At 60.2% G+C, this 18735-nt stretch carries 17 protein-coding genes; 10 read left to right on the top strand and 7 right to left on the bottom strand.

What is annotated here, in order from left to right; genetic code table 11:
- Nucleotide 1: 1 nt before the first annotated feature.
- On the top strand, nt 2–682 hold the full coding sequence (locus PMI11_RS11580) for a spermidine synthase (RefSeq protein ID WP_007816944.1): 681 nt from the start codon (nt 2–4) through the stop codon (nt 680–682).
- A gap of 193 nt (nt 683–875) precedes the next feature.
- Complete coding sequence (locus PMI11_RS11575) at nt 876–2027, top strand: alpha-hydroxy acid oxidase (RefSeq protein ID WP_007816942.1); 1152 nt, start codon at nt 876–878, stop codon at nt 2025–2027.
- A 34-nt stretch (nt 2028–2061) separates the two neighbouring features.
- Here PMI11_RS11575 and PMI11_RS11570 read toward each other — a convergent pair whose 3' ends face one another.
- The 5 genes from PMI11_RS11570 to PMI11_RS11550 all read right to left on the bottom strand — a co-directional run bounded on the left by PMI11_RS11570 (nt 2062) and on the right by PMI11_RS11550 (nt 7824).
- Nucleotides 2062–2940: an ABC transporter ATP-binding protein gene (locus PMI11_RS11570; RefSeq protein WP_007816940.1), complete on the bottom strand. Its 879-nt coding sequence runs from the start codon at nt 2938–2940 to the stop codon at nt 2062–2064.
- Nucleotides 2937–3971 (bottom strand): ABC transporter ATP-binding protein, encoded by a 1035-nt coding sequence (locus tag PMI11_RS11565; protein WP_007816938.1) that lies wholly within the window; start codon nt 3969–3971, stop codon nt 2937–2939. Before PMI11_RS11565 ends, PMI11_RS11570 begins: the two co-directional genes overlap by 4 nt.
- Before the next feature lie 4 nt (nt 3972–3975).
- Nucleotides 3976–4833, bottom strand: coding sequence for an ABC transporter permease (locus PMI11_RS11560; RefSeq protein ID WP_007816934.1), 858 nt, complete (start codon nt 4831–4833; stop codon nt 3976–3978).
- Nucleotides 4834–4838: 5 nt separating this feature from the next.
- Nucleotides 4839–5843: an ABC transporter permease gene (locus PMI11_RS11555; RefSeq protein ID WP_037071172.1), complete on the bottom strand. Its 1005-nt coding sequence runs from the start codon at nt 5841–5843 to the stop codon at nt 4839–4841.
- Between the two features lie 79 nt (nt 5844–5922).
- On the bottom strand, nt 5923–7824 hold the full coding sequence (locus PMI11_RS11550) for an ABC transporter substrate-binding protein (protein ID WP_007816930.1): 1902 nt from the start codon (nt 7822–7824) through the stop codon (nt 5923–5925).
- Nucleotides 7825–8177: 353 nt separating this feature from the next.
- Between PMI11_RS11550 and PMI11_RS11545 the strand changes: the two genes are divergently transcribed.
- The 8 genes from PMI11_RS11545 to PMI11_RS11510 all read left to right on the top strand — a co-directional run bounded on the left by PMI11_RS11545 (nt 8178) and on the right by PMI11_RS11510 (nt 16906).
- Nucleotides 8178–9806 carry a GH39 family glycosyl hydrolase gene (locus tag PMI11_RS11545; RefSeq protein ID WP_007816928.1) on the top strand — a complete coding sequence of 543 codons (1629 nt, stop codon included), beginning with the start codon at nt 8178–8180 and terminating at the stop codon, nt 9804–9806.
- A gap of 344 nt (nt 9807–10150) precedes the next feature.
- On the top strand, nt 10151–11038 hold the full coding sequence (locus PMI11_RS11540) for a dihydrodipicolinate synthase family protein (protein ID WP_157179624.1): 888 nt from the start codon (nt 10151–10153) through the stop codon (nt 11036–11038).
- Between the two features lie 23 nt (nt 11039–11061).
- Nucleotides 11062–11721, top strand: a complete 660-nt coding sequence (locus tag PMI11_RS11535; protein WP_007816923.1) for a GntR family transcriptional regulator — start codon at nt 11062–11064, stop codon at nt 11719–11721.
- Nucleotides 11722–11773: 52 nt separating this feature from the next.
- Nucleotides 11774–13105 (top strand): ABC transporter substrate-binding protein, encoded by a 1332-nt coding sequence (locus PMI11_RS11530; RefSeq protein ID WP_007816921.1) that lies wholly within the window; start codon nt 11774–11776, stop codon nt 13103–13105.
- Nucleotides 13105–14043, top strand: a complete 939-nt coding sequence (locus PMI11_RS11525) for a carbohydrate ABC transporter permease (protein WP_007816918.1) — start codon at nt 13105–13107, stop codon at nt 14041–14043. The genes PMI11_RS11530 and PMI11_RS11525 overlap by 1 nt, the downstream gene beginning before the upstream one ends.
- A complete protein-coding gene (locus PMI11_RS11520; protein WP_007816916.1) occupies nt 14043–14864 on the top strand; it encodes a carbohydrate ABC transporter permease in 822 nt (273 codons plus the stop codon). The genes PMI11_RS11525 and PMI11_RS11520 overlap by 1 nt, the downstream gene beginning before the upstream one ends.
- A gap of 24 nt (nt 14865–14888) precedes the next feature.
- Complete coding sequence (gene ugpC, locus PMI11_RS11515) at nt 14889–15944, top strand: ABC transporter ATP-binding protein (RefSeq protein ID WP_007816914.1); 1056 nt, start codon at nt 14889–14891, stop codon at nt 15942–15944.
- Nucleotides 15941–16906: a PfkB family carbohydrate kinase gene (locus PMI11_RS11510; RefSeq protein WP_007816912.1), complete on the top strand. Its 966-nt coding sequence runs from the start codon at nt 15941–15943 to the stop codon at nt 16904–16906. Before ugpC ends, PMI11_RS11510 begins: the two co-directional genes overlap by 4 nt.
- Before the next feature lie 24 nt (nt 16907–16930).
- Here PMI11_RS11510 and PMI11_RS11505 read toward each other — a convergent pair whose 3' ends face one another.
- Together PMI11_RS11505 and PMI11_RS11500 are read right to left on the bottom strand one after the other, a co-directional pair.
- On the bottom strand, nt 16931–17602 hold the full coding sequence (locus tag PMI11_RS11505; RefSeq protein WP_007816911.1) for a GntR family transcriptional regulator: 672 nt from the start codon (nt 17600–17602) through the stop codon (nt 16931–16933).
- 26 nt (nt 17603–17628) lie between these two features.
- Nucleotides 17629–18654, bottom strand: a complete 1026-nt coding sequence (locus PMI11_RS11500) for a Gfo/Idh/MocA family protein (RefSeq protein ID WP_007816909.1) — start codon at nt 18652–18654, stop codon at nt 17629–17631.
- Nucleotides 18655–18735: the final 81 nt, after the last annotated feature.

Raw genomic sequence — 18735 nt, 5'->3', positions numbered from 1 at the left:
CATGCTTCCCTGGATCCAGCTCGATTCCGCGACCATTCCCGACGAGGGTGGAGAGCTGCGGCTAAAGCAGCGCGGCAGTGAATTTTCGATCATGCTCGGTACAAACGAGCTAATGAACAGCCGTCTCAGCGGCTCCGAAGAAGCGCTTGCCACGCTCTCCTTCGAGCGGATCAAATCGCATTCAAAGCCGAAAATCCTGATTGGCGGGCTTGGCATGGGTTTTACCCTGCGGGCTGCCCTTGCAATCGTGCCCGAGGATGCCGGTGTCGTCGTCGCAGAGCTGATACCGGAAGTCGTCGCCTGGGCACGCGGCCAGATGGCGGAAGTGTTCAAGGGCTGTCTCGACGATCCACGCGTGTCGATCCACCAGGGCGATGTCGGTGAGGCTATCCGTGCGGGGAAGGCTGACTATGACGCGATCCTTCTCGATGTCGATAACGGTCCCGACGGCCTGACCCGCAAATCCAATGACCGGCTCTATGACCATGCCGGGCTGAAATTAGCCCGCGAGGCGCTGCGCGCCGGCGGCGTGCTGGCCGTCTGGTCCTCTGGGCCAGACCCGTCCTTCACGCGACGGCTGAAGGAGAGCGGCTTTGCCGTCGATGCGATCAATACGCGGGCCAACGGCAAACGCGGCGGAGCGCGCCACGTCATCTGGCTCGCAGTCAAGGCCGGTCGCTGACGAATATCCCCGGCAATAAAATGCACCTTTATCAGCGAAGGCGACGGAAGCGCGCGCAAGAGAGCTTGAGATTGGTGCACTAATAATCGTATCCCATAGATCATTGATCGCGAAGACGAGGAGGTCTCGCGGCTGTTCATCGGCTGAGCCGCATGCGGAGTTGTGACGTGCCGGCCCTCGATTGGATACGGGTATGCGCCTTTCAGACTGCCATAACTTTCACGACTTCCGCCGGCTTGCCAAACAGCGCCTTCCCGGGCCGATCTTCAACTATATCGATGGCGCGGCGGATGACGAGGTGACCTACAGGCGCAATACCTCATCCTTCGAGAGCTGCGATCTTCTTCCGAGCGTTCTGCGCGGCGTAAGCGACGTCGACATGTCGGTCACCGTCATGGGCCAGAAGCTCGCCATGCCGGTCTATTGCTCGCCGACGGCCCTGCAGCGGCTCTTCCACCATGAGGGCGAACGGGCGGTCGCCCATGCCGCCGGCAAATTCGGGACGATGTTCGGGGTTTCCTCGCTCGGCACGATCAGCCTTGAAGAGGCAAGACAGATCAGCAGCGGCCCGCAGGTCTATCAATTCTATTTCCACCGGGATCGCGGTCTCAACCGCGAAATGATGGCACGGGCAAAGCAGGCGGGCGTGCAGGTGATGATGCTGACGGTCGATAGCATCACTGGCGGCAACCGCGAGCGCGACAAACGCACCGGCTTCGCCATCCCCTTCAAGCTCAACCTGTCGGGCATGGCACAGTTTGCCGTAAAACCCGCCTGGGCGATCAACTATTTCACGCATGAGAAATTCCGCCTACCGCAGCTTGACAGCCATGTGGACATGGGCAGCGGTACCATGTCGATCAGCCGCTATTTCACCGAGATGCTCGATCCCGCCATGAACTGGGACGACGTCGCCGAAATGGTGAAGATCTGGGGCGGACAATTCTGCCTGAAGGGCATCATGACAGTCGAGGATGCCAAGCGTGCCATCGATATCGGCTGCACCGGCATCGTACTTTCCAACCACGGCGGCCGCCAGCTCGACGGATCGCGCAGCGGCTTCGACCAGCTTGCGGAAATCGTCGATGCCGTCGGCGACAGGATCGATGTTATGGTCGATGGCGGCATCCAGCGCGGCACGCATGTGCTGAAGGCCCTGTCGCTCGGCGCCAAGGCGGTCGGCGTCGGCCGCTATTATCTCTTCCCACTGGCAGCGGCCGGCCAGGCCGGCGTCGAACGGGCGTTGCTGCAGATGCGCACGGAAATCGAGCGCGGCATGAAGCTGATGGGTGCAGCCTCCGTCAGCGAACTCTCGGCCGGCAATCTGCGCTTCCGCGCCGCTTGAGATTGAGGCCGCCCGAACTCAGGGACTTGTCTGATTATGCGCTGAGGATTTCCCGCGGCGCAGACGTCGCAGCGTCCTTCTGGCGCTGACGGATGATCGCCGAGGCCTCACCCGGATTGGGCGGCAGTACCGCATTCTTCAGGGCAATCGAATATTCGTGCTGCGGATTGTCGAGCACGGTGCGTGCATCGCCGCTTTCGACCACCACGCCCTTGCGCATGATAATGACCCGATCGGCGATGTAGTAAGCGGTCGCCAGATCATGGGTGATATAGATGATCGATACCTTCAGCGTATCACGCAATTCGCGGAAGAGGTTGACGATCGACATGCGCAGCGATGCATCCACCATCGAGACCGGCTCGTCGGCGACGATGAGCTTCGGTTCGGGAATGAGCGCGCGTGCCACCGCAATGCGTTGGAGCTGGCCGCCCGACAATTCGTGCGAATAACGTCCGCGAACCTCCGCAATGGAGAGGCCGACCCTCTGCAGCGCTGTATCCGCCAGCGCCTCCCTTTCCGCGCGGCTCTTCGCACCCTTGAAGCGGTGGGCGGTGGCATACAGATATTCGTCGATACGCGTCAGCGGATTGAAGGCTTCGAAGGGATTCTGGAAAACCGGCTGGACCCTGGTCATGAAGGCTTCGCGGGCGCTGCGGCTGCTGATATCGCGGATATCCGCACCGTCGAAGCGGATGCTACCGCGATCAGCCTTCTCATTGCCGAGGATCATCTTGGCAAGCGTGGATTTACCGGAGCCGGATTCGCCGACAATCGTGAAGATCTCGGGTCTGTTCGCCTCGAGCGCGAAGCTGACCTCGTTGACCGCCGCCATCTTGGCGCGTGAGAAGAAGCCGCCGATGGGAAAGAGCTTGGTGACGTTTTCAAGTTCGAGAAGATGCTCGCCGCTCATTGGACCTTGTACTCCCCTGCCCTGAAACATGCGACGCGCCCGCCGGTCGCGCTCGGCTGCATGACGGGCACCTCTTTCGAGCATCTGTCGATCGCAATCGGACACCGTGGGTGGAAGCGGCATCCCGAGGGTGGGTTCGAGAGCGCGGGTGGTTTGCCCGGTAGGCTTTTTCTGGTTTTCGTATCGCCGATCCGCGGCAGGCTGCCGATCAGGTGGACCGTATAGGGATGCTGCGGATTGTCGAAGATCGCCTGCGTCGGCCCCTCTTCGGCCAGCCGCCCGGCATACATGATCGCGAGGCGATCGGTGATTGCGGCATGGACGGACATATCGTGGGTTACAAAGATGACCGAGGACTGCATGCGGGTCTGCACCTCCTTGATCAACGCTAGAACGTCCTGCTGCACAAGAACATCGAGCGCCGTCGTCGGCTCATCGGCAATGATGAATTCCGGTTCGCAGACGGTCGCCAGCGCAATGGTCAGTCGCTGGCGCATGCCGCCTGAGAGTTGATGCGGAAAGGCTTCGAGCACATGCGGATCGAGATGCAGGCGGGCGAGATGCGCCTCGATCCGCTCACGAAAGGTAGCCGGATCAAGGTTCATGTGCCGGAAGGCGAAATCGTTGAAAGCGTGCTTCACGCGCCGGACCGGGTTCAGCACGTTCATCGAGCCTTGCATGATATAGGACAGGTGGCGCCAGCGCGCAGACCGCATTTTCTGCGGTTCGCCATAGACGTCGATCAGCTTTCCATCGAAGTTGAAATTGACGGTGCCACCGACGACCCGCATCGGCGGACGGATGGCCCCGGCAAGCGTCTTGATCAACGAGGTCTTGCCGCTCGAGGATTCTCCGGCGATGCCGTAGATCTCGTTCTTGCTTACCGTCAGGCTGATGTCGTCGACGGCGCGAATCTCGCGCCGGACGCCGAAATAATCGTTGACGTAGTAGCATTTCAGCCCGTCGATCGTCAGCGCGTCCCGGGAATTTTCGACGAGGGTCAAAGGCGCTTTCCTCAAAAGGTTCTGCATCGTCTCAGGCTCCCATCCGGGCGAGCCGCGAGCGGGGATCGATATATTCGTTGACCGACATGGCGAGCATGAAGAGGCCGAGGAAGAGGATCACCACGAAGAGCATCGGGAAGGCCACCCACCACCAGATGCCGGCGACCATGGCGGAATGGGCATTGGCCCAATAGATCATGCCGCCGATCGTCGGCCGGTTGATGTCGGAGAAGCCTAGCACGGAGAGTGTCACTTCCAGGCCGATCGCCCAGATGAGGTTGTTCATCGTCGTGAAAAAGACGATCGGCATCACATAGGGAAGATGCTCGCGGATGAGGATCTGCGACGTGCGCATGCCCGCAAAGACCGCATGCCGGGTGAACTCGCGGTGGCGGAGCGAGAGCGCCACCGAGCGGATCAACCGGCTGTCATGTGTCCAGCCGAGCAGGGCCGCAACGATCGCCAGCATCGACCATGTCATCTGGTCGCGCAGCACGAAGACAAGGAGAAGCAGGATCGGAATGTTGGGCAATGCGCCGAGCGTATCGTTGATGCCCATGATGATCTGGTCGGTGCGTCCACCGATATAGCCGGAGACCAGGCCGACAACCAGCGCGATGAGGCGGCTGATGACGGCAACGATGATGCCGAAGAGCAGCGTGTTGCGAAGCGACGCCGCGATCTGCCAGAACACCTCCTGGCCGCGCGATGTTGTGCCGAACCAGAATTCGGCAGACGGCGGCATATCGGGGCTCACGACATAGATGGCATTCTCGTCATAGGGTGAGAAGAAGGAGGCCACGATCAGGCCGAGAATGATCAGGATGAGGATCGTCCCGAACAGGAATTCCTTGTTATAGCGGAGCAGGTCTCTGAGGATCTTGAACATCGCAATTATCCCAGTTTCACGCGCGGATCGATCAGCGGGTAGATGATGTCGATCACGAAGACGGCAGAGGCGACGGCAATGATGGCAATCGTCGTTACCCCGAGCACCAGGCTGTAATCACCGGAATAGATGCCTGAAATCAGCAACTTGCCGATGCCGGGGTAGTTGAAGACGAATTCGACGATGACCGCGCCGCCGAAGACATTGCCGAGGCTGAGCGCGAGCCCCGTGACCTGCGGCAGCATGGCATTGCGGGCCACATAATGCGAAAAGATGCTGCGTGAACGTACGCCGCCGAGCTCGGCATAGACCACATGGTCGTCGGTGACGATGTTGGAGACCAGAGAGCGCATGGAGATGAACCAGCCGCCGATGCCGACGAGCACCAGCGTCAGCGCCGGCAGGATGCCGTGTTCGATGACCGAACTGATGAAGGTCCAGTTGAAGGCCGGCGTGAGATTGACCTGCGCGCCGTCACTGATCGGCAGGATCGGCCAAATGAAGCCGAAGAGAATGACGAGGCTGAGGCCGACAATATAGGTCGGGATCGGCTGCAGCGCCATGATGACGATGCCGGCTAGCTTGAGCAATCGGCTGTCGCGGAAATAGCCGGCAAGCGCGCCGAGCAGGTTACCGATGATCCAGGCAATGATGGTTGCGAGCGTCAGCAGGCCAACGGTCCACGGCAAGGCGCGGCCGATCACGGTCATGACTGGTGTCGGAAAGGACGACAGAGACGGGCCGAAATCGCCGGTCAGCACTCGCCCCCAGAAGGTGAAATACTGGTCGATAAGGGGACCGCCGGTTCCGTAGAGTTCGCGCAGCGACTGGCGCAGGATATCGACCGCCTGCGGGTCGGTCGAACCGAAGCTCGTGAGCAGCGACACGGTCTGCTCCACCGGATCGACCGGGGAGAAATGCGCGATCAGGAACGCAAGCGTGATGCCGGTGACGACGACGAAAAGGAACTGCAGGAAACGTTTGCCCGCATAGATCAGAAAGCCATTCATGGCATTCACCTTCCAATAGCATGCCAATAGCATGAAGGGGGGAGCGGCCGGCTGCCCGGCCACTCCCATATCGACGCGGTCAGTTCTTGGGAGCGGCCAGATTGGCCTTCAGGCCTGTCACCATGTAACGGATGTTCGACCAGTTCGGACCCGAGGCCGAATAGGGGTTTTCAGCGCTCGGATAGTTGGTCCAGTAGGTCGTGTCGAACGGCGCGAACTTGTTATAGGCCATCAGCGGGATCATCGGCATCTCTTCGACGGCGAGCTTCAGGAAGTCCTGGCCGACCTTGGTCACATCGGGGGAATCGAAGGCGATCGACCGGTTTTTCGCGATCAGCTGGTCAAGGCGCGGATCCTGCCAGCGCTGCAGGTTGCGCGGCGGCTGGATCTGGCCGAGCGGCTTGATGAACTCCGAATGATAGCTGTCCAGGAAGAAGGACAGATCCGGATGGCCGCCCCAGGTTTCGATGCTCCAGTAGATTGCCGCTTCGAAATCGCCGGTGCTGAGACGCTGGCCGTTGGTCGGGCCGGCAACATCAACCTTGGTGGCAATGCCGTTCTGGCTCCATTGCTGGGCGATGACCGTGCCGGCACGAGCAAGCGTCGGAATGGCATCGCCTTCGACCTGCAGACGGATCGTGAAGGGGCTGCCGTCAGGCTTCAGCCATTGATTGCCGCTCTTCTTGAAGCCGGCCTTCTGCAGGAGCTCGGTCGCAGCCTGGACGTCCTGCTTCCACCAGCCGTAGCCGAAAGTGCGCTGCAGCTGTTTCGGATCGGTCGGGATCTGGTCGCCCCACTGGCCGCGGACCATGGTGGCGATCTGCGAGGAGATATTCGGATCATAGGGCTTGATCTTGCGGCTGCCGGTATCGAGTTCGAAATTGGTGAGCCAGTCCTGCATCGGCGCATAATAAGCATCCGTTGCCGAGCCGGTCGGCGGCGTAGCGAGAGCTGCAAGGTTGGCGGCGCCGCGATAGGAGCCGAGTGCCACGGCGCGGATATCGATCATCAAAGCCAGCGCCCAACGCACATCCTTATTGTCGAAAGGCGGCTTCTTGGTATTCAGCAGCACCGACGGCAGCGTCGGATCGGGATGAGCAAAGGGGAAGCCCTTCAGCCAGGAGGCGACGCTCTTGCTGTCGCGCATCATCGCAAACATGCCCTCGGGCGCCATGTCGTTGATGACGTCGAGATTGTGATTGCGCTGCTCGATGACGCGGGCCTCCGGGTTGCCGGCGGCGCGATAGACGACATATTTGACTTGAGGCGGCTCCTTGGCAGCCATGCCGATCGAGGTGCGCTGCCAGTCGTCACGCAATTTCCAGATGGTCCAGTTGCCACCCTTGTCATAGCTCTGCAGCACATAAGCGCCGAGCGAGACCGGCGGGTTGTTCTTGAAAGCCAGGGGATCGCCGGCCTTTTCGAAGACATGCTTCGGCATGATCCAGGCGGCGTTCCAGCGCACGGTAAAGAGCGTGTGGAAGCGCGAATTCGGCTTCTTCAGATGGAAGATCACCGTCTGCGGATCGGGATTTTCCATGCTGGCGACGTTGACCGCGAAAGGCGCGCTCCAGGACATGCCCGGATGGTCGATCTGCGTCTGGACCGTATAGACCACGTCATCGCTGGTGAATTCGACACCGTCGCTCCAGTAGATGCCCTTGCGCAGCTTCACCGTCATCTGCGTGAAATCGGCATTATAGGCCGGCGGCTCGGTGGCGAGCGCATTCTGCCAGGCATCCGGACCACCCTCCGGATTGATGAACCAGAATGTATCAGTCGTCAGCTGCTGCAGGCCGTTGACATTGGCCGCCCCGCCGCCGCCCGGCGCCCAGACGTTGAACCAGTCGGCATTCTGCTGCGGCGTGCCCTGGATGATCAGCGTTTCGTTGCGCGGAATACCGGCAATGAAATCCTGCGCGTAGGCAGGCAGAGCGGCGAGAGACAATAAGGCAATGACTGCAAATCTAGGGAACTTCATCGGACGCTCCTCCTCCTTGGCCCGCAGGCGCGGGCGCTTCCCGTAATCCGTTATCGATCGCGTTCCGGCAAAAGCGCCTGCATAGGGGGCTTGAGACCCTTATGTCTCCTCCAGGCACTTGGCTTTGCCTCACAATTTATCGACAATTTTTCGCCAAACAGCAACAGGTAATTTTTAAAATGCCATAAATTCGTGGATTTCCAGGCATTTTGTTAGTGTCGTCTAAGCGTGACTTTTTTATATTATTGACAAAATGGTCATTTCGCTTAGCTTTTGCGACGAGCGCGGCGCCCTCCCAAGACGGCCGCACTTCATCAAAATTGGTCGGTTGGCTTTCGGGAGGAGGCTGAGGCATGACCGTTCAAGAGGAAAAGACGATGACGAGTTCCTATGACGTGACCATCAACGTTCACGCCGGCCGGCCGACCGGGCCTTATAAACCGCTGTGGAACTGGTTCGGTTACGACGAGCCGAACTACACCTATTCCCCGCATGGCAAGAAGCTTCTGAAGGAACTGACCAAACTCAGCCCCGTCGCCCCGCGCATCCGCGCCCATAATCTGTTGACGAGCGGCGACGGCAAGCCGGCTCTGAAATGGGGCTCGACCAATGCCTATACGGAGGACGCGAACGGCAAGCCGGTTTACGACTGGACGATCATCGACCAGATTTTCGATGCCTATGTCGAGGCCGGCAACATCCCGCTGATCCAGATCGGCTTCACGCCGGAAGCGCTTTCCGATTTCGACGGCCCCTACAAGCATCATTGGGAGCCTGCCGACAAATATGCGACCATCACCACCGGTTGGACCGCGCCGCCGAAGGACCTGAAGAAATGGGGCGACCTGATCGAGGCCTGGGCGCGGCACCTCGCCGATCGCTATGGCGAAGACGTCGTCTCCTCCTGGCCCTGGGAAGTGTGGAACGAGCCCGACGGCCACTACTGGACCGGCACGATCCCGGAATTCTGCGCCATGTACGACGCCAGCGCCCGCGCCGTGAAGCGCGCCCTGCCCAAGGCACGTGTCGGCGGCCCGCACACCTGCGGCGCATTCGCCAACGAGAAGGCGCAGACTTTCCTGCGCGCCTTCCTGCGCCATGTCGTCGAGAACAAGCCTCCGCTCGATTTCATCGCCTTCCACGCCAAGGGAAATCCGGTCATCTTCGACGGCCATGTGCGCATGGGCCTGCACAAGCAGCTGCGCGACATCGAGACCAACCTTGCCGTCATCAACGAGTTCCCCGAGCTTCGGCACCTGCCGGTCGTCATCGGCGAATCCGATCCGGAAGGATGCGCCGCCTGCTCCGCGCGCGTTCATCCGCAGAACGGCTATCGCAACGGTCCGCTCTACGGCGTCTATGTCGTCGAGAGCATGATCCGCACCTATGAACTGTCGCGCCGCGCCAATATCGAAATCGAAGGCGCGGTGACCTGGGCCTTCCTGTTCGACGACCAGCCCTATTTCGACGGTTTCCGGGATCTCGCCACCAACGGCGTCGACAAGGCCGTGCTGAACGGCTTCCGCATGCTCGGCAAGCTCGGTGGCGAGTGGCTGGAATCGGAAAGCGACTATCGGCGCGATATCGAGGACATCATGAGCCACGGTGTTCGCGACAAGCCCGACGTCAATGTCGTGGCGACCCGCGACGACAGGGGCGTCTCCATTCTCATCTGGTACTATCATGACGATGACGAGATAGGCCCCGCCGCCGAGGTCAGCCTTTCGATCGACGGCTGGGGCAACCGGCCGGCCGCACTCAAGCACTTCCGTATGGACGAGCAGCATTCCAACTCCTTTCGCGTCTGGAAGGACATGGGCAAGCCGCAGCATATCGAGGGCGCCGATTACGCTACGCTCGAAGCCTCCGGCGAGCTGGCTGAGATCGACGACAAAGCTTCGGTTTCCGTCGCGGACGGCAAGATCGACCTCCGCTTCTCCCTGCCGCGTCAGGGCGTTTCTCTCCTTCGCCTGGACTGGTGAGACGGCAGGAAGAGGGAGCGCAACCCTCCACGTTGCGCTCCCTGATTACACCTGACAGATTGGACGCGCGGCCCTCGTTTTCTCGACCGCGCGTCATTTCCCTGAACTACCGATGAAACCATCGTCCGTTCGCCGGCGATATCTCGGACTGCGCTGAAGACGTACTTCGCACACATTGATGCGCGCGACTTAAAACAGCCTCAACGGCGACATCGCCTATGGCTGGGGTTCGCAGCACAGCCTCAACAATCCACAGCCACCACACCTCAAGTCTCCATCCATCACAAACAGGTTTACATGCGATAACTGACATGTTAGTCGATATGCGCTGATTTATAGGAGATATATTAGTGACAGGGTTTGGTTTGTCTGTCGCGTTGGCGACACCTTTCGACAGCAGCGGCACGGTTGCCGATAAGGTCATGCTCGCCCACGCAAAGCGGAGCCTTGATTCGGGTTGCGCCAGCGTCACACTGTTTGGAACGACCGGCGAAGGCGCATCCATTGGTAGCCAGGAGCGGGAGCGTATCCTCGAAACGTCCATTGCCTCCGGCATCCAGCCAAGACAGATCGTTGTCGGTGTGCTTGTCGATTCAGCCGAGGATGCCGCCCAGCAGATGTCGCAGGCCTTGTCCAAGGGCGTGCGCAATATTCTTCTTGCCCCACCCTCCTATTTCAAGAATGTAAGCGATGACGGCATTTTCGCCTGGTTTGCCGACGTTTTTGCGCGCGTGGGCAGCGCTGCACGCGACGTTCTGGTCTACAATATTCCCTCGGTGACGATGGTCGCGTTGAGCGTCGACCTGATCACCCGGCTGCGAAAGGCGTTCCCCTCGATCGTCACCGGCGTCAAAGACTCCTCCGGCGACTGGCCCTACACCGAAGCGCTGCTGCGCCAGCATGGAGACCTGATCATCCTGATCGGCGACGAACGGCATCTCGCCAAGGGCGTGCGCATGGGCGGCCAGGGCGCGATTTCCGGCATGGCCAATTTTGCGCCGCATGAAGTGCGAGCGATGGCCGTCGACGGCAATGACGATCCGCGCGTCGAACGCTTCGTCGCCGAGCTTCTCAAGCATCCAGTGACACCCGCTGTGAAAGTCATGGTGGCAAAGATGACAGGCGATGATACATGGCTTGCGGTTCGCCCGCCTTTGACGTCAATTTCCGCCGATGGTAGGCGCGAGCTTGTTCTTGCCTTTGACGGACTTTTTCGCACAAAGGCAGCATAGCGGTCATGTACGAGGAGAACCCGATGGATGGAGCCGACGAGCAGCCGACGCTGAGAGAGAAAGCTTATGAGAGCTTTACCCGGCATCTGCTTGCGCGTGACGTCCGTCCCGGGCAATTTGTCTCCCAGCGCAGGCTTGTCGAGCTGACCGGCCTGACGCTTGGCGCCATCCGCGAACTCATTCCGCGGCTTGAAGCCGAGGGGCTTATCAAGACCGTGCCGCAGCGCGGTCTGCAGATTGCCCATATCGATCTCAACCTCATCCGCGAAGCCTTTCAGCTCCGGCTTTTTCTCGAAAAGGAAGCCGTTGGCATCTTCACTGAGACGGCAAGCGACGAGACAATTGCGGCGCTCCTGAAGCAGCATCGCGAGATCGTCGCGGCAATCGAAAGCGGTAATCATTCGCATGAACTCGAAGTCCACGCCCAGGCCGTCGACTGGGGCATGCACGATGCCTTCATCGATGCGCTGGGAAACACCATCATTTCCAACGCCTACCGCGTCAACTCCATCAAGATGCGCCTGATCAGCCAGGAACGCTTCCGCATCGACGGGCGCGTCGGCCCCGTCATGGGCGAACATCTTCGCGTGCTGGAGGCGATTGAGCAAAGGAACGCGCAAGGGGCGGTCGATGCGCTTGCCGCGCACATCAATCACGCGCGAAGTCGCGCGCTGAGAATTTAGACTGACGCCTGCGGTGAGGAGATCGCAGGCCACACAAGAGGAGGAGAGCAGCATGTCATCATCATTCATTCGTCCCACGCGCCGAAATTTCCTGGCGGGTTCAGCAGCGATCGGTGCTGCCGGCCTCTTCGGCATCAAGCCTGCTTCGGCAGCGGTAGACTGGAAGCGCTTTGCCGGAACGACGCTTGAGGTGAACCTCGTCAAAAGCCCGCGCAGCGAAACGATCCTCAAATATCTGAGCGAGTTTGAAGCACTGACCGGCATCAAGGTGAATGCCGAAGCCACGCCCGAGCAGCAGCAGCGTCAGAAGACGACAATCGAACTCAGCTCCGGCAAACCCAGTTTCGACGTCGTGCACCTCAGCTATCACGTCCAGAAGCGCCAGTTTGAAAAGGGCGGCTGGCTTGCCGATATCAGTGGCTTCGTCAAGGATCCGTCATTGACCGACCCATCTCTGGTCGAAAGCGACTTTGCTGAAGCCGGCATGCAATTCGCTAAGGATTCGCAGGGCGTACTGCGCTCGCTTCCCTTCTCGGTGGACTACTGGATCGTCTACTGGAACAAGGAACTGTTCGAGAAGAAGGGCCTCTCCTACCCCTCGACCTTCGACGAGATGGCCAGCGCCGCTGAAGCCCTCACCGACACATCCACCAATACCTACGGCTTCGTCGCCCGCGGCCTGAAGAATGCAAACGTCCCCGTCTGGACGACGCTCCTGCTCGGCTATGGCTCGACGCCGCTCGGTCCTGATGGAAAGCTGCGCACGACCTCGGATGAAGCCGTCGAAGCGGCAAAGCTCTATCAGCGCCTGATGACGAAGGCCGCGCCCGTCGGCGTTTCCGGCTTCAACTGGGCGGAAGCACAGTCCGCCTTCCTGCAGGGCAAGGTCGGCATGTGGCTCGATGGCGTGGGCTTTGCTCCGCCGATCGAGAACCCGGAAAAGTCCCGCGTCGTCGGCAAGGTCGGCTACGGCATCATGCCAAAGGGACCGAAGGCCCAGGCTGCCGCAACGACCGGCGACGGCATCGGCGTCACCGCTGCCAGCAAGAACAAGGAAGCAGCCTATCTCTTCTGCCAGTGGGTCGTTTCCCATGATATGGGCGCGCGCCTGCTACAGGCAGGCGCCGGCGTTCCCTTCCGCAATTCGATCCTCGGAGATGCGAAGGTTCGCGAAGGCGTCAAGATGCCGAGCTCCTGGGTCGATGCCGTTGCGGGCTCGGCAAAGGTTTCAAAGCTCGCGCTGCCGGTCATCATCCCGGTCACTGAGTTCCGCGACATCTACGGTGTCGGCCTGACCAACATGATCGGCGGCGCCGATCCGGCAGCGGAACTGAAGAGCGCCACCGCGCAGTTCGAACCGGTACTGGCCCGAAGCGAGGGATAATGGCATCCGTGAGCATGGACACCACGCGGTCGAAAAGCATCGCAAATGGGAGGAGCAAGCCTGGCAGGCTTGCTCCGAACTACTGGCCCTTCGTTGTCCCGGCGCTGGTCGTCATCGCCGCGGTCATCGTGTTTCCCTGGGTGTTTACGCTCTGGATGAGCGTCAACAGCTGGACCTTGGGCCAGCCGGTGGTTTTTGCCGGCCTGGACAATTACACCCGGCTGCTGGTGGACATGCGCTTTTGGGAGTCCTTGTGGCACACGGCACTCTATACGCTGCTTGCGGTCGTCGCCCCGCTATTCCTGGGCACGCTCGCAGCCCTGATTTTCGACGCGCAGTTTCCGTTCCGCGGATTGCTACGCGGCGTTTTCGTCATGCCGATGATGGCGACACCCGTCGCCATCGCGCTCGTCTGGACCATGATGTTCCATCCGCAGCTTGGCGTTCTCAACTACCTGCTGTCGCTCGTGGGCATCGGACCGCAGGAGTGGATCTACAACCAGAAAAGCGTCATTCCTTCGCTCGTCCTGGTCGAGACCTGGCAGTGGACGCCGCTGATCATGCTCATCGTGCTTGGCGGGCTCGCCGCCGTTCCGCGCGAACCCTATGAAAGCGCCGAGATCGACGGCGCAAACGCCTGGCAGAAATTTCGATACCTGACCCTGCCGATGATCGCGCCCTTTCTGATGATCGGCGTCATGATCCGGAGCATCGATGCGGTCAAGAGCTTCGATATCATCTATGCGATGACACAGGGCGGTCCGGGCACCGCATCAGAGACGATCAACATCTACCTCTATAACACTGCCTTTTCCTATTACGACATCGGCTACGGATCGGCGATGGCAGTCGTCTTCTTCATCATCATCGTCGCGCTTTCCTTCGTGCTGATGATGATCCGGCAGCGCGCCAACTGGTCCGACACGGAGACACGCTGATGAAACGCAAGACGATCGACCGTATCGGGCTGCTGTTTGTCGCCCTCGTCATGGTCTCCCCGGTCATCCTGTTTTTCCTCTGGATGATCTCCCTGTCGCTGAAATACGAAATCGACAACGGCGCCTATCCGCCGATCTTCATCCCCGAGCGCTTCGCCTGGTCGAACTATATGAAGGTCTTCGAGGAGAACAATTTCTTCCTCTACTTCTGGAATTCGATCCTGGTGACGGGCGGGGCGACCCTGCTCGCGCTGCTGATCGGCGTGCCTGCCGGTTACGGCATTGCGCGGCTCAAGGCGGAGCGTTCGGCCATGGTCATCATGATCGCACGCATGACCCCCGGTCTGTCCTTCCTCATCCCGCTGTTTCTGCTGTTCCAATGGCTGAACCTTCTCGGCACGCTCTGGCCGCAGATCATCATCCACCTGGTAGTCACCGTTCCGATCGTCGTCTGGATCATGATCGGCTATTTCGAAACGACGCCGATGGAGCTTGAAGAGGCTGCCAGCATCGACGGCGCAACGTCCTGGCAGGTCTTCCGTCTGGTGGCGCTGCCGATCGCCAAGCCCGGCATCGTCGTGGCCTTCATTCTTTCCGTCATCTTCTCCTGGAACAACTTCGTATTCGGCATCGTGCTCGCGAGCCGCGAAACCAGAACCCTGCCTGTGGCCGTCTACAACATGCTGTCGTTTGAGCAGGTCAGTTGGGGGCCGCTCGCCGCAGCCGCGCTCATCGTCACGCTGCCCGTGCTGGTGCTCACGATGTTTGCGCAAAAGCAGATCGTTGCAGGCCTGACGGCTGGCGCGGTCAAGGGTGGCTGACCGGACATTCAAAGGACTATCAACATGGCAAACGTGAATATTCGAAACGTTCAGAAACGCTTTGGCGCCGTCAATGTCATAAGGGACATCAGCGTCGATATCGCCGATGGAGAATTTGTCGTACTCGTCGGTCCCTCCGGCTGCGGCAAATCCACCCTGCTGCGCATGATTGCCGGTCTGGAGGAAATGAGCGACGGCGAAATCCGGATCGGTGCTCGTGATGTCAGCAATCTGAGGGCCCGCGACCGCGATATCGCGATGGTCTTCCAGAACTACGCGCTCTATCCGCATATGAGCGTCGCCGACAATATGGGCTTTGCCTTGAAGCTGAAGAAAGCCGATACGTCGGAGATTTCTGAGCGGGTCACCAAGGCGGCCAACATCCTTGGCCTTGAAAAGCTGCTCGACCGTTATCCCAAACAGCTCTCCGGGGGCCAGCGTCAGCGTGTCGCCATGGGCCGCGCATTGGTGCGCGATCCGCAAGTCTTCCTGTTCGACGAGCCGCTGTCCAATCTCGATGCCAAACTGCGTGTGCAGATGCGCGCTGAAATCAAATCGCTGCATCAGCGTATCAAGACGACGACGATCTATGTCACCCATGACCAGATCGAGGCAATGACGATGGCTGACAAGATCGTCGTTCTGCATGACGGCGTCATCGAACAAGTCGGCGCTCCTCTGGAACTCTATGACCGCCCCGCCAATCTGTTCGTCGCGGGCTTCATCGGCTCACCGTCGATGAACTTCATCGACGGCAGGATCGAAGAGGGCGTTTTCCGCACGGAGAAAGGCCTCATCCTGCCACTGCCGGAAAACATCAAGAGCGCACCGCCCGCCGGTGAGCTCGTCTACGGCATCCGTCCCGAACATATCCGCACCAGCCAAGGCGGAATTGTCGGCCGTGCTGAAATCGTCGAAGGAACCGGATCGGAAATCTTCACCAAGCTGGATTGTAATGGCGAGCAGATTTCCTGCCTGTTCCGCGAACGGCTGGCAATTGCGTACGACGATACGGTTTCGATCGCGATCGATCCGGCTAGTGTCCATCTCTTCGACAAGTCAACTGGTCGACGCGTTTGAGCCCGACTGTCTCCGATGCGGGCGGCAAGCCGCGCCACGTGCTTTGCGTCGGTGCCGCCGTGCTCGATACGCTGTTTCGTGTTCGTACGATCCCGCAGACGCCGGGCAAGGTTCTGCCCTATGAAATGCTGCAAGTGGCCGAGGGCATGGCTTCCAGCGCGGCCTATGCGATCGTACGCCTCGGTGGTCTGGCAAGCCTGTGGGGCGCCGTCGGCGACGATCCGACCGGACAGCAGATCCTGTCGGAGCTCGAACAAGCCGGAATTGATGTCGGCGGCAGCACCCAGGTTGCCGGCGCCCGTTCTGCCGTTTCGACGATCCTCATCGACGACGACGGTGAAAGACTGATCGTACCCTTCTACGATCCGCGACTGCACGAAGATGTCCGGGAGGTCACGACCGACGATCTCGCGGCGTTCGATGCCGTCATGGTGGATGTGCGCTGGCCCGCTCTCGCCCAGAGGGTGCTGCAAGCAGCAAGAGCGGCGGGAAAGCCTGCCATCCTCGATGGCGATGTCGCTGCGCCTCACATTATCGACATGCTTGCGAAACATGCCGACCACATCATCTTCTCAGAGCCGGCGGCCAACAGCCTTTCGCAGATCGACGATCCGGCCGGCATGGTGCCGTTTCTCAAGACGCACTATCCGCAGGCTTTGATCGTGGTCACCGCCGGAGAGCGCGGCAGCTATTGGTGGAACGAAGAAACAGCCGACGTCGCGCATGTGCCCGCATTTCGGGTCAAGACAGTCGATACGCTAGCGGCCGGGGATATTTTCCACGGCGCCTATGCGCTGGCGGTCACAGAGGGACTGACGACAGAGGCTGCTATCCGAATGGCCTCTGCCGCTGCAGCACTCAAATGCAGCATCTTTGGCGGGCGGCTTGGCGCACCAGAGCGTGCCGCGGTTTCGGCCTTGTTGGAAGACCGCGAGCGTACGCAATGGCGGCGGCCGACATGAGTACAGGCCAATCCGTCTAAGGCCTCAATTTTCGCTTACATAGGCGAGGTAGCGCCTCTTGCTCGGCTGCAGATGGTCGACGCAGAGCTGCGCCAGGACCCAGTTATCCCTGCCCTTCAGCATCTCGATCATCAGCCGGTGATGTTCGTGCGAGATCTGCAGCGATTCCTTGCTAGACATGGAATTGGCGCGCACCGGCAGGCTGAGACGCATGTAGAGCTCGATCGACTGGACGAGATGGGAATTGCCGCAGGCGCTGAAAAGCGTCAGATGGAACTTGTCGTTTGTCTCGTGCACGCCGCGAAGGTAGCCGGATTCGACGTGCCGGCCGTGCTCTTCGTGCAGGGCCGTCAGTTCGGCGATCAGCTCGTCGGGCGCCGGCAACGGAATCCAGAGTGCCGCCTGCCTCTGCAGCAGCTCGCGCACGTCATAGATCTCCTGCACCTGTCTTGATGTCAGCGAGCGGACAGTTGCGCCCTTATTGCGTTCGCGCACGACGATACCCATCGTCTCCAGCTGGACAATCGCCTGGCGCGCGAAGTGTCGCGTCACATGGAAGCGCGCAAGAAGCGTATCCTCAGTCAAGCGAGTGCCGGGCGCCAGCCGTCCGAAGATGATGTCTTCCTCAAGCGCGCGCGCAATGCTCAGATCGTCGTGTTCGGTCTCGTCTTCACGGCTTTCGTTGAGCGTCTGCATCAATAGGTCCTCCGGGGCGGGCCATCTTATCGCGGTTTGTCGTCAGCGTCGAACCGGCTCAGCCGATAGATGTCTTCGACCAGTGCCAGCGTCTTCAGGTTATCGTCAGGCACGGTCTCCATCACTGCTCGGCCCTCCAGCCCGTCAAGGAAATGCGCGATCGTCGCATCATAGGCGCCCTGGTAGACGGCATCCGCATCGAATTCCTCCTCGCGCCCGGCATGGCCCGTTGCCGAAAGACGGCTTCCATATAATTCCAGCGTCGCCTGCGCACCAAAAATCCGTAGATGATCGCGCGGCGCCGGCGGCGCGCCATGCACCGCCAGATTGGCGTTTACAGTGACGATCACCCCGTCGTCCAGACGGCGCAGAATGACGAAGGCAACATCTTCGGCGACAATGTCGTCATTGCTGCGCTCAAGCCGTGCGGCAACCACCTCCATCTCGCCGAACAGGTAGCGCAGCGTATCCAGATGATGGATCATCACCTCCATGACCAGCAGACGCTGCTGCCTGCGGAAAAACGGCTGGCGGATGAGCGCTGGCCTGTTGCCGTCAGTATCGGCGATCATGCCGCTTGAGAAGAATTCGAACTGGACCTGCCTGATATTGCCGGCAATCCCCTCCCCCAGCCAAGCTTTCAGTCGCCGGTAATAGGCGCGAAACCGCCAGTTCTCGTGCACCATCAACCGGATCGACGGCGGCAGACCCGCAACGAGAGCGACTGCCTGGTCGTAATCGGGCGCGAGCGGCTTCTGGCAGAGAATATCGACGCCCCTGGCCGCCGCCAACTGCACGAGCTCCACATGCACCTCGCGCGGGGCGCAGATATCGACGGCGTCGAGCACTTCTTCTGTCAGCATGACCTGCGCGCGCTCATAGGTACGGGGGATGCCGAAACTCTTACTCCTGGCCGTGCGAGCCACCACCGAGGGGTCGGCAATCGCAACGACCTCCGCACGGGCCGACTGCTTCATCCATGCCGGCAAGTGGTACTCGCTGACCCAGCCGGCGCCAATGAGCCCTACCCGCTTTCGTCTGATCTCGGCCACGCCTCGCTCCATCTCATTTTATCGATAATTTAGAGGCTATCCCGCCGAATGCCAATGTGCAACGCGAGATTAAAATTGAAA

The organism is Rhizobium sp. CF142 (assembly GCF_000281145.1).
Lineage (GTDB): Bacteria > Pseudomonadota > Alphaproteobacteria > Rhizobiales > Rhizobiaceae > Rhizobium.
Note: the sequence above shows the minus strand (reverse complement) of the source record. Positions and strands in the feature narration are given on the sequence as shown.

Coding starts and splice junctions, on each gene's coding strand:
- PMI11_RS11530 (WP_007816921.1), top strand. CDS start 11,774: ATGTCATCATCATTCATTCGTCCCACGCGCCGAAATTTCCTGGCGGGT.
- PMI11_RS11505 (WP_007816911.1), bottom strand. CDS start 17,602: ATGCAGACGCTCAACGAAAGCCGTGAAGACGAGACCGAACACGACGAT.
- PMI11_RS11565 (WP_007816938.1), bottom strand. CDS start 3,971: ATGCAGAACCTTTTGAGGAAAGCGCCTTTGACCCTCGTCGAAAATTCC.
- PMI11_RS11535 (WP_007816923.1), top strand. CDS start 11,062: ATGGATGGAGCCGACGAGCAGCCGACGCTGAGAGAGAAAGCTTATGAG.
- PMI11_RS11525 (WP_007816918.1), top strand. CDS start 13,105: ATGGCATCCGTGAGCATGGACACCACGCGGTCGAAAAGCATCGCAAAT.
- ugpC (WP_007816914.1), top strand. CDS start 14,889: ATGGCAAACGTGAATATTCGAAACGTTCAGAAACGCTTTGGCGCCGTC.
- PMI11_RS11555 (WP_037071172.1), bottom strand. CDS start 5,843: ATGAATGGCTTTCTGATCTATGCGGGCAAACGTTTCCTGCAGTTCCTT.
- PMI11_RS11550 (WP_007816930.1), bottom strand. CDS start 7,824: ATGAAGTTCCCTAGATTTGCAGTCATTGCCTTATTGTCTCTCGCCGCT.
- PMI11_RS11575 (WP_007816942.1), top strand. CDS start 876: ATGCGCCTTTCAGACTGCCATAACTTTCACGACTTCCGCCGGCTTGCC.
- PMI11_RS11560 (WP_007816934.1), bottom strand. CDS start 4,833: ATGTTCAAGATCCTCAGAGACCTGCTCCGCTATAACAAGGAATTCCTG.
- PMI11_RS11520 (WP_007816916.1), top strand. CDS start 14,043: ATGAAACGCAAGACGATCGACCGTATCGGGCTGCTGTTTGTCGCCCTC.
- PMI11_RS11570 (WP_007816940.1), bottom strand. CDS start 2,940: ATGAGCGGCGAGCATCTTCTCGAACTTGAAAACGTCACCAAGCTCTTT.
- PMI11_RS11580 (WP_007816944.1), top strand. CDS start 2: ATGCTTCCCTGGATCCAGCTCGATTCCGCGACCATTCCCGACGAGGGT.
- PMI11_RS11545 (WP_007816928.1), top strand. CDS start 8,178: ATGACCGTTCAAGAGGAAAAGACGATGACGAGTTCCTATGACGTGACC.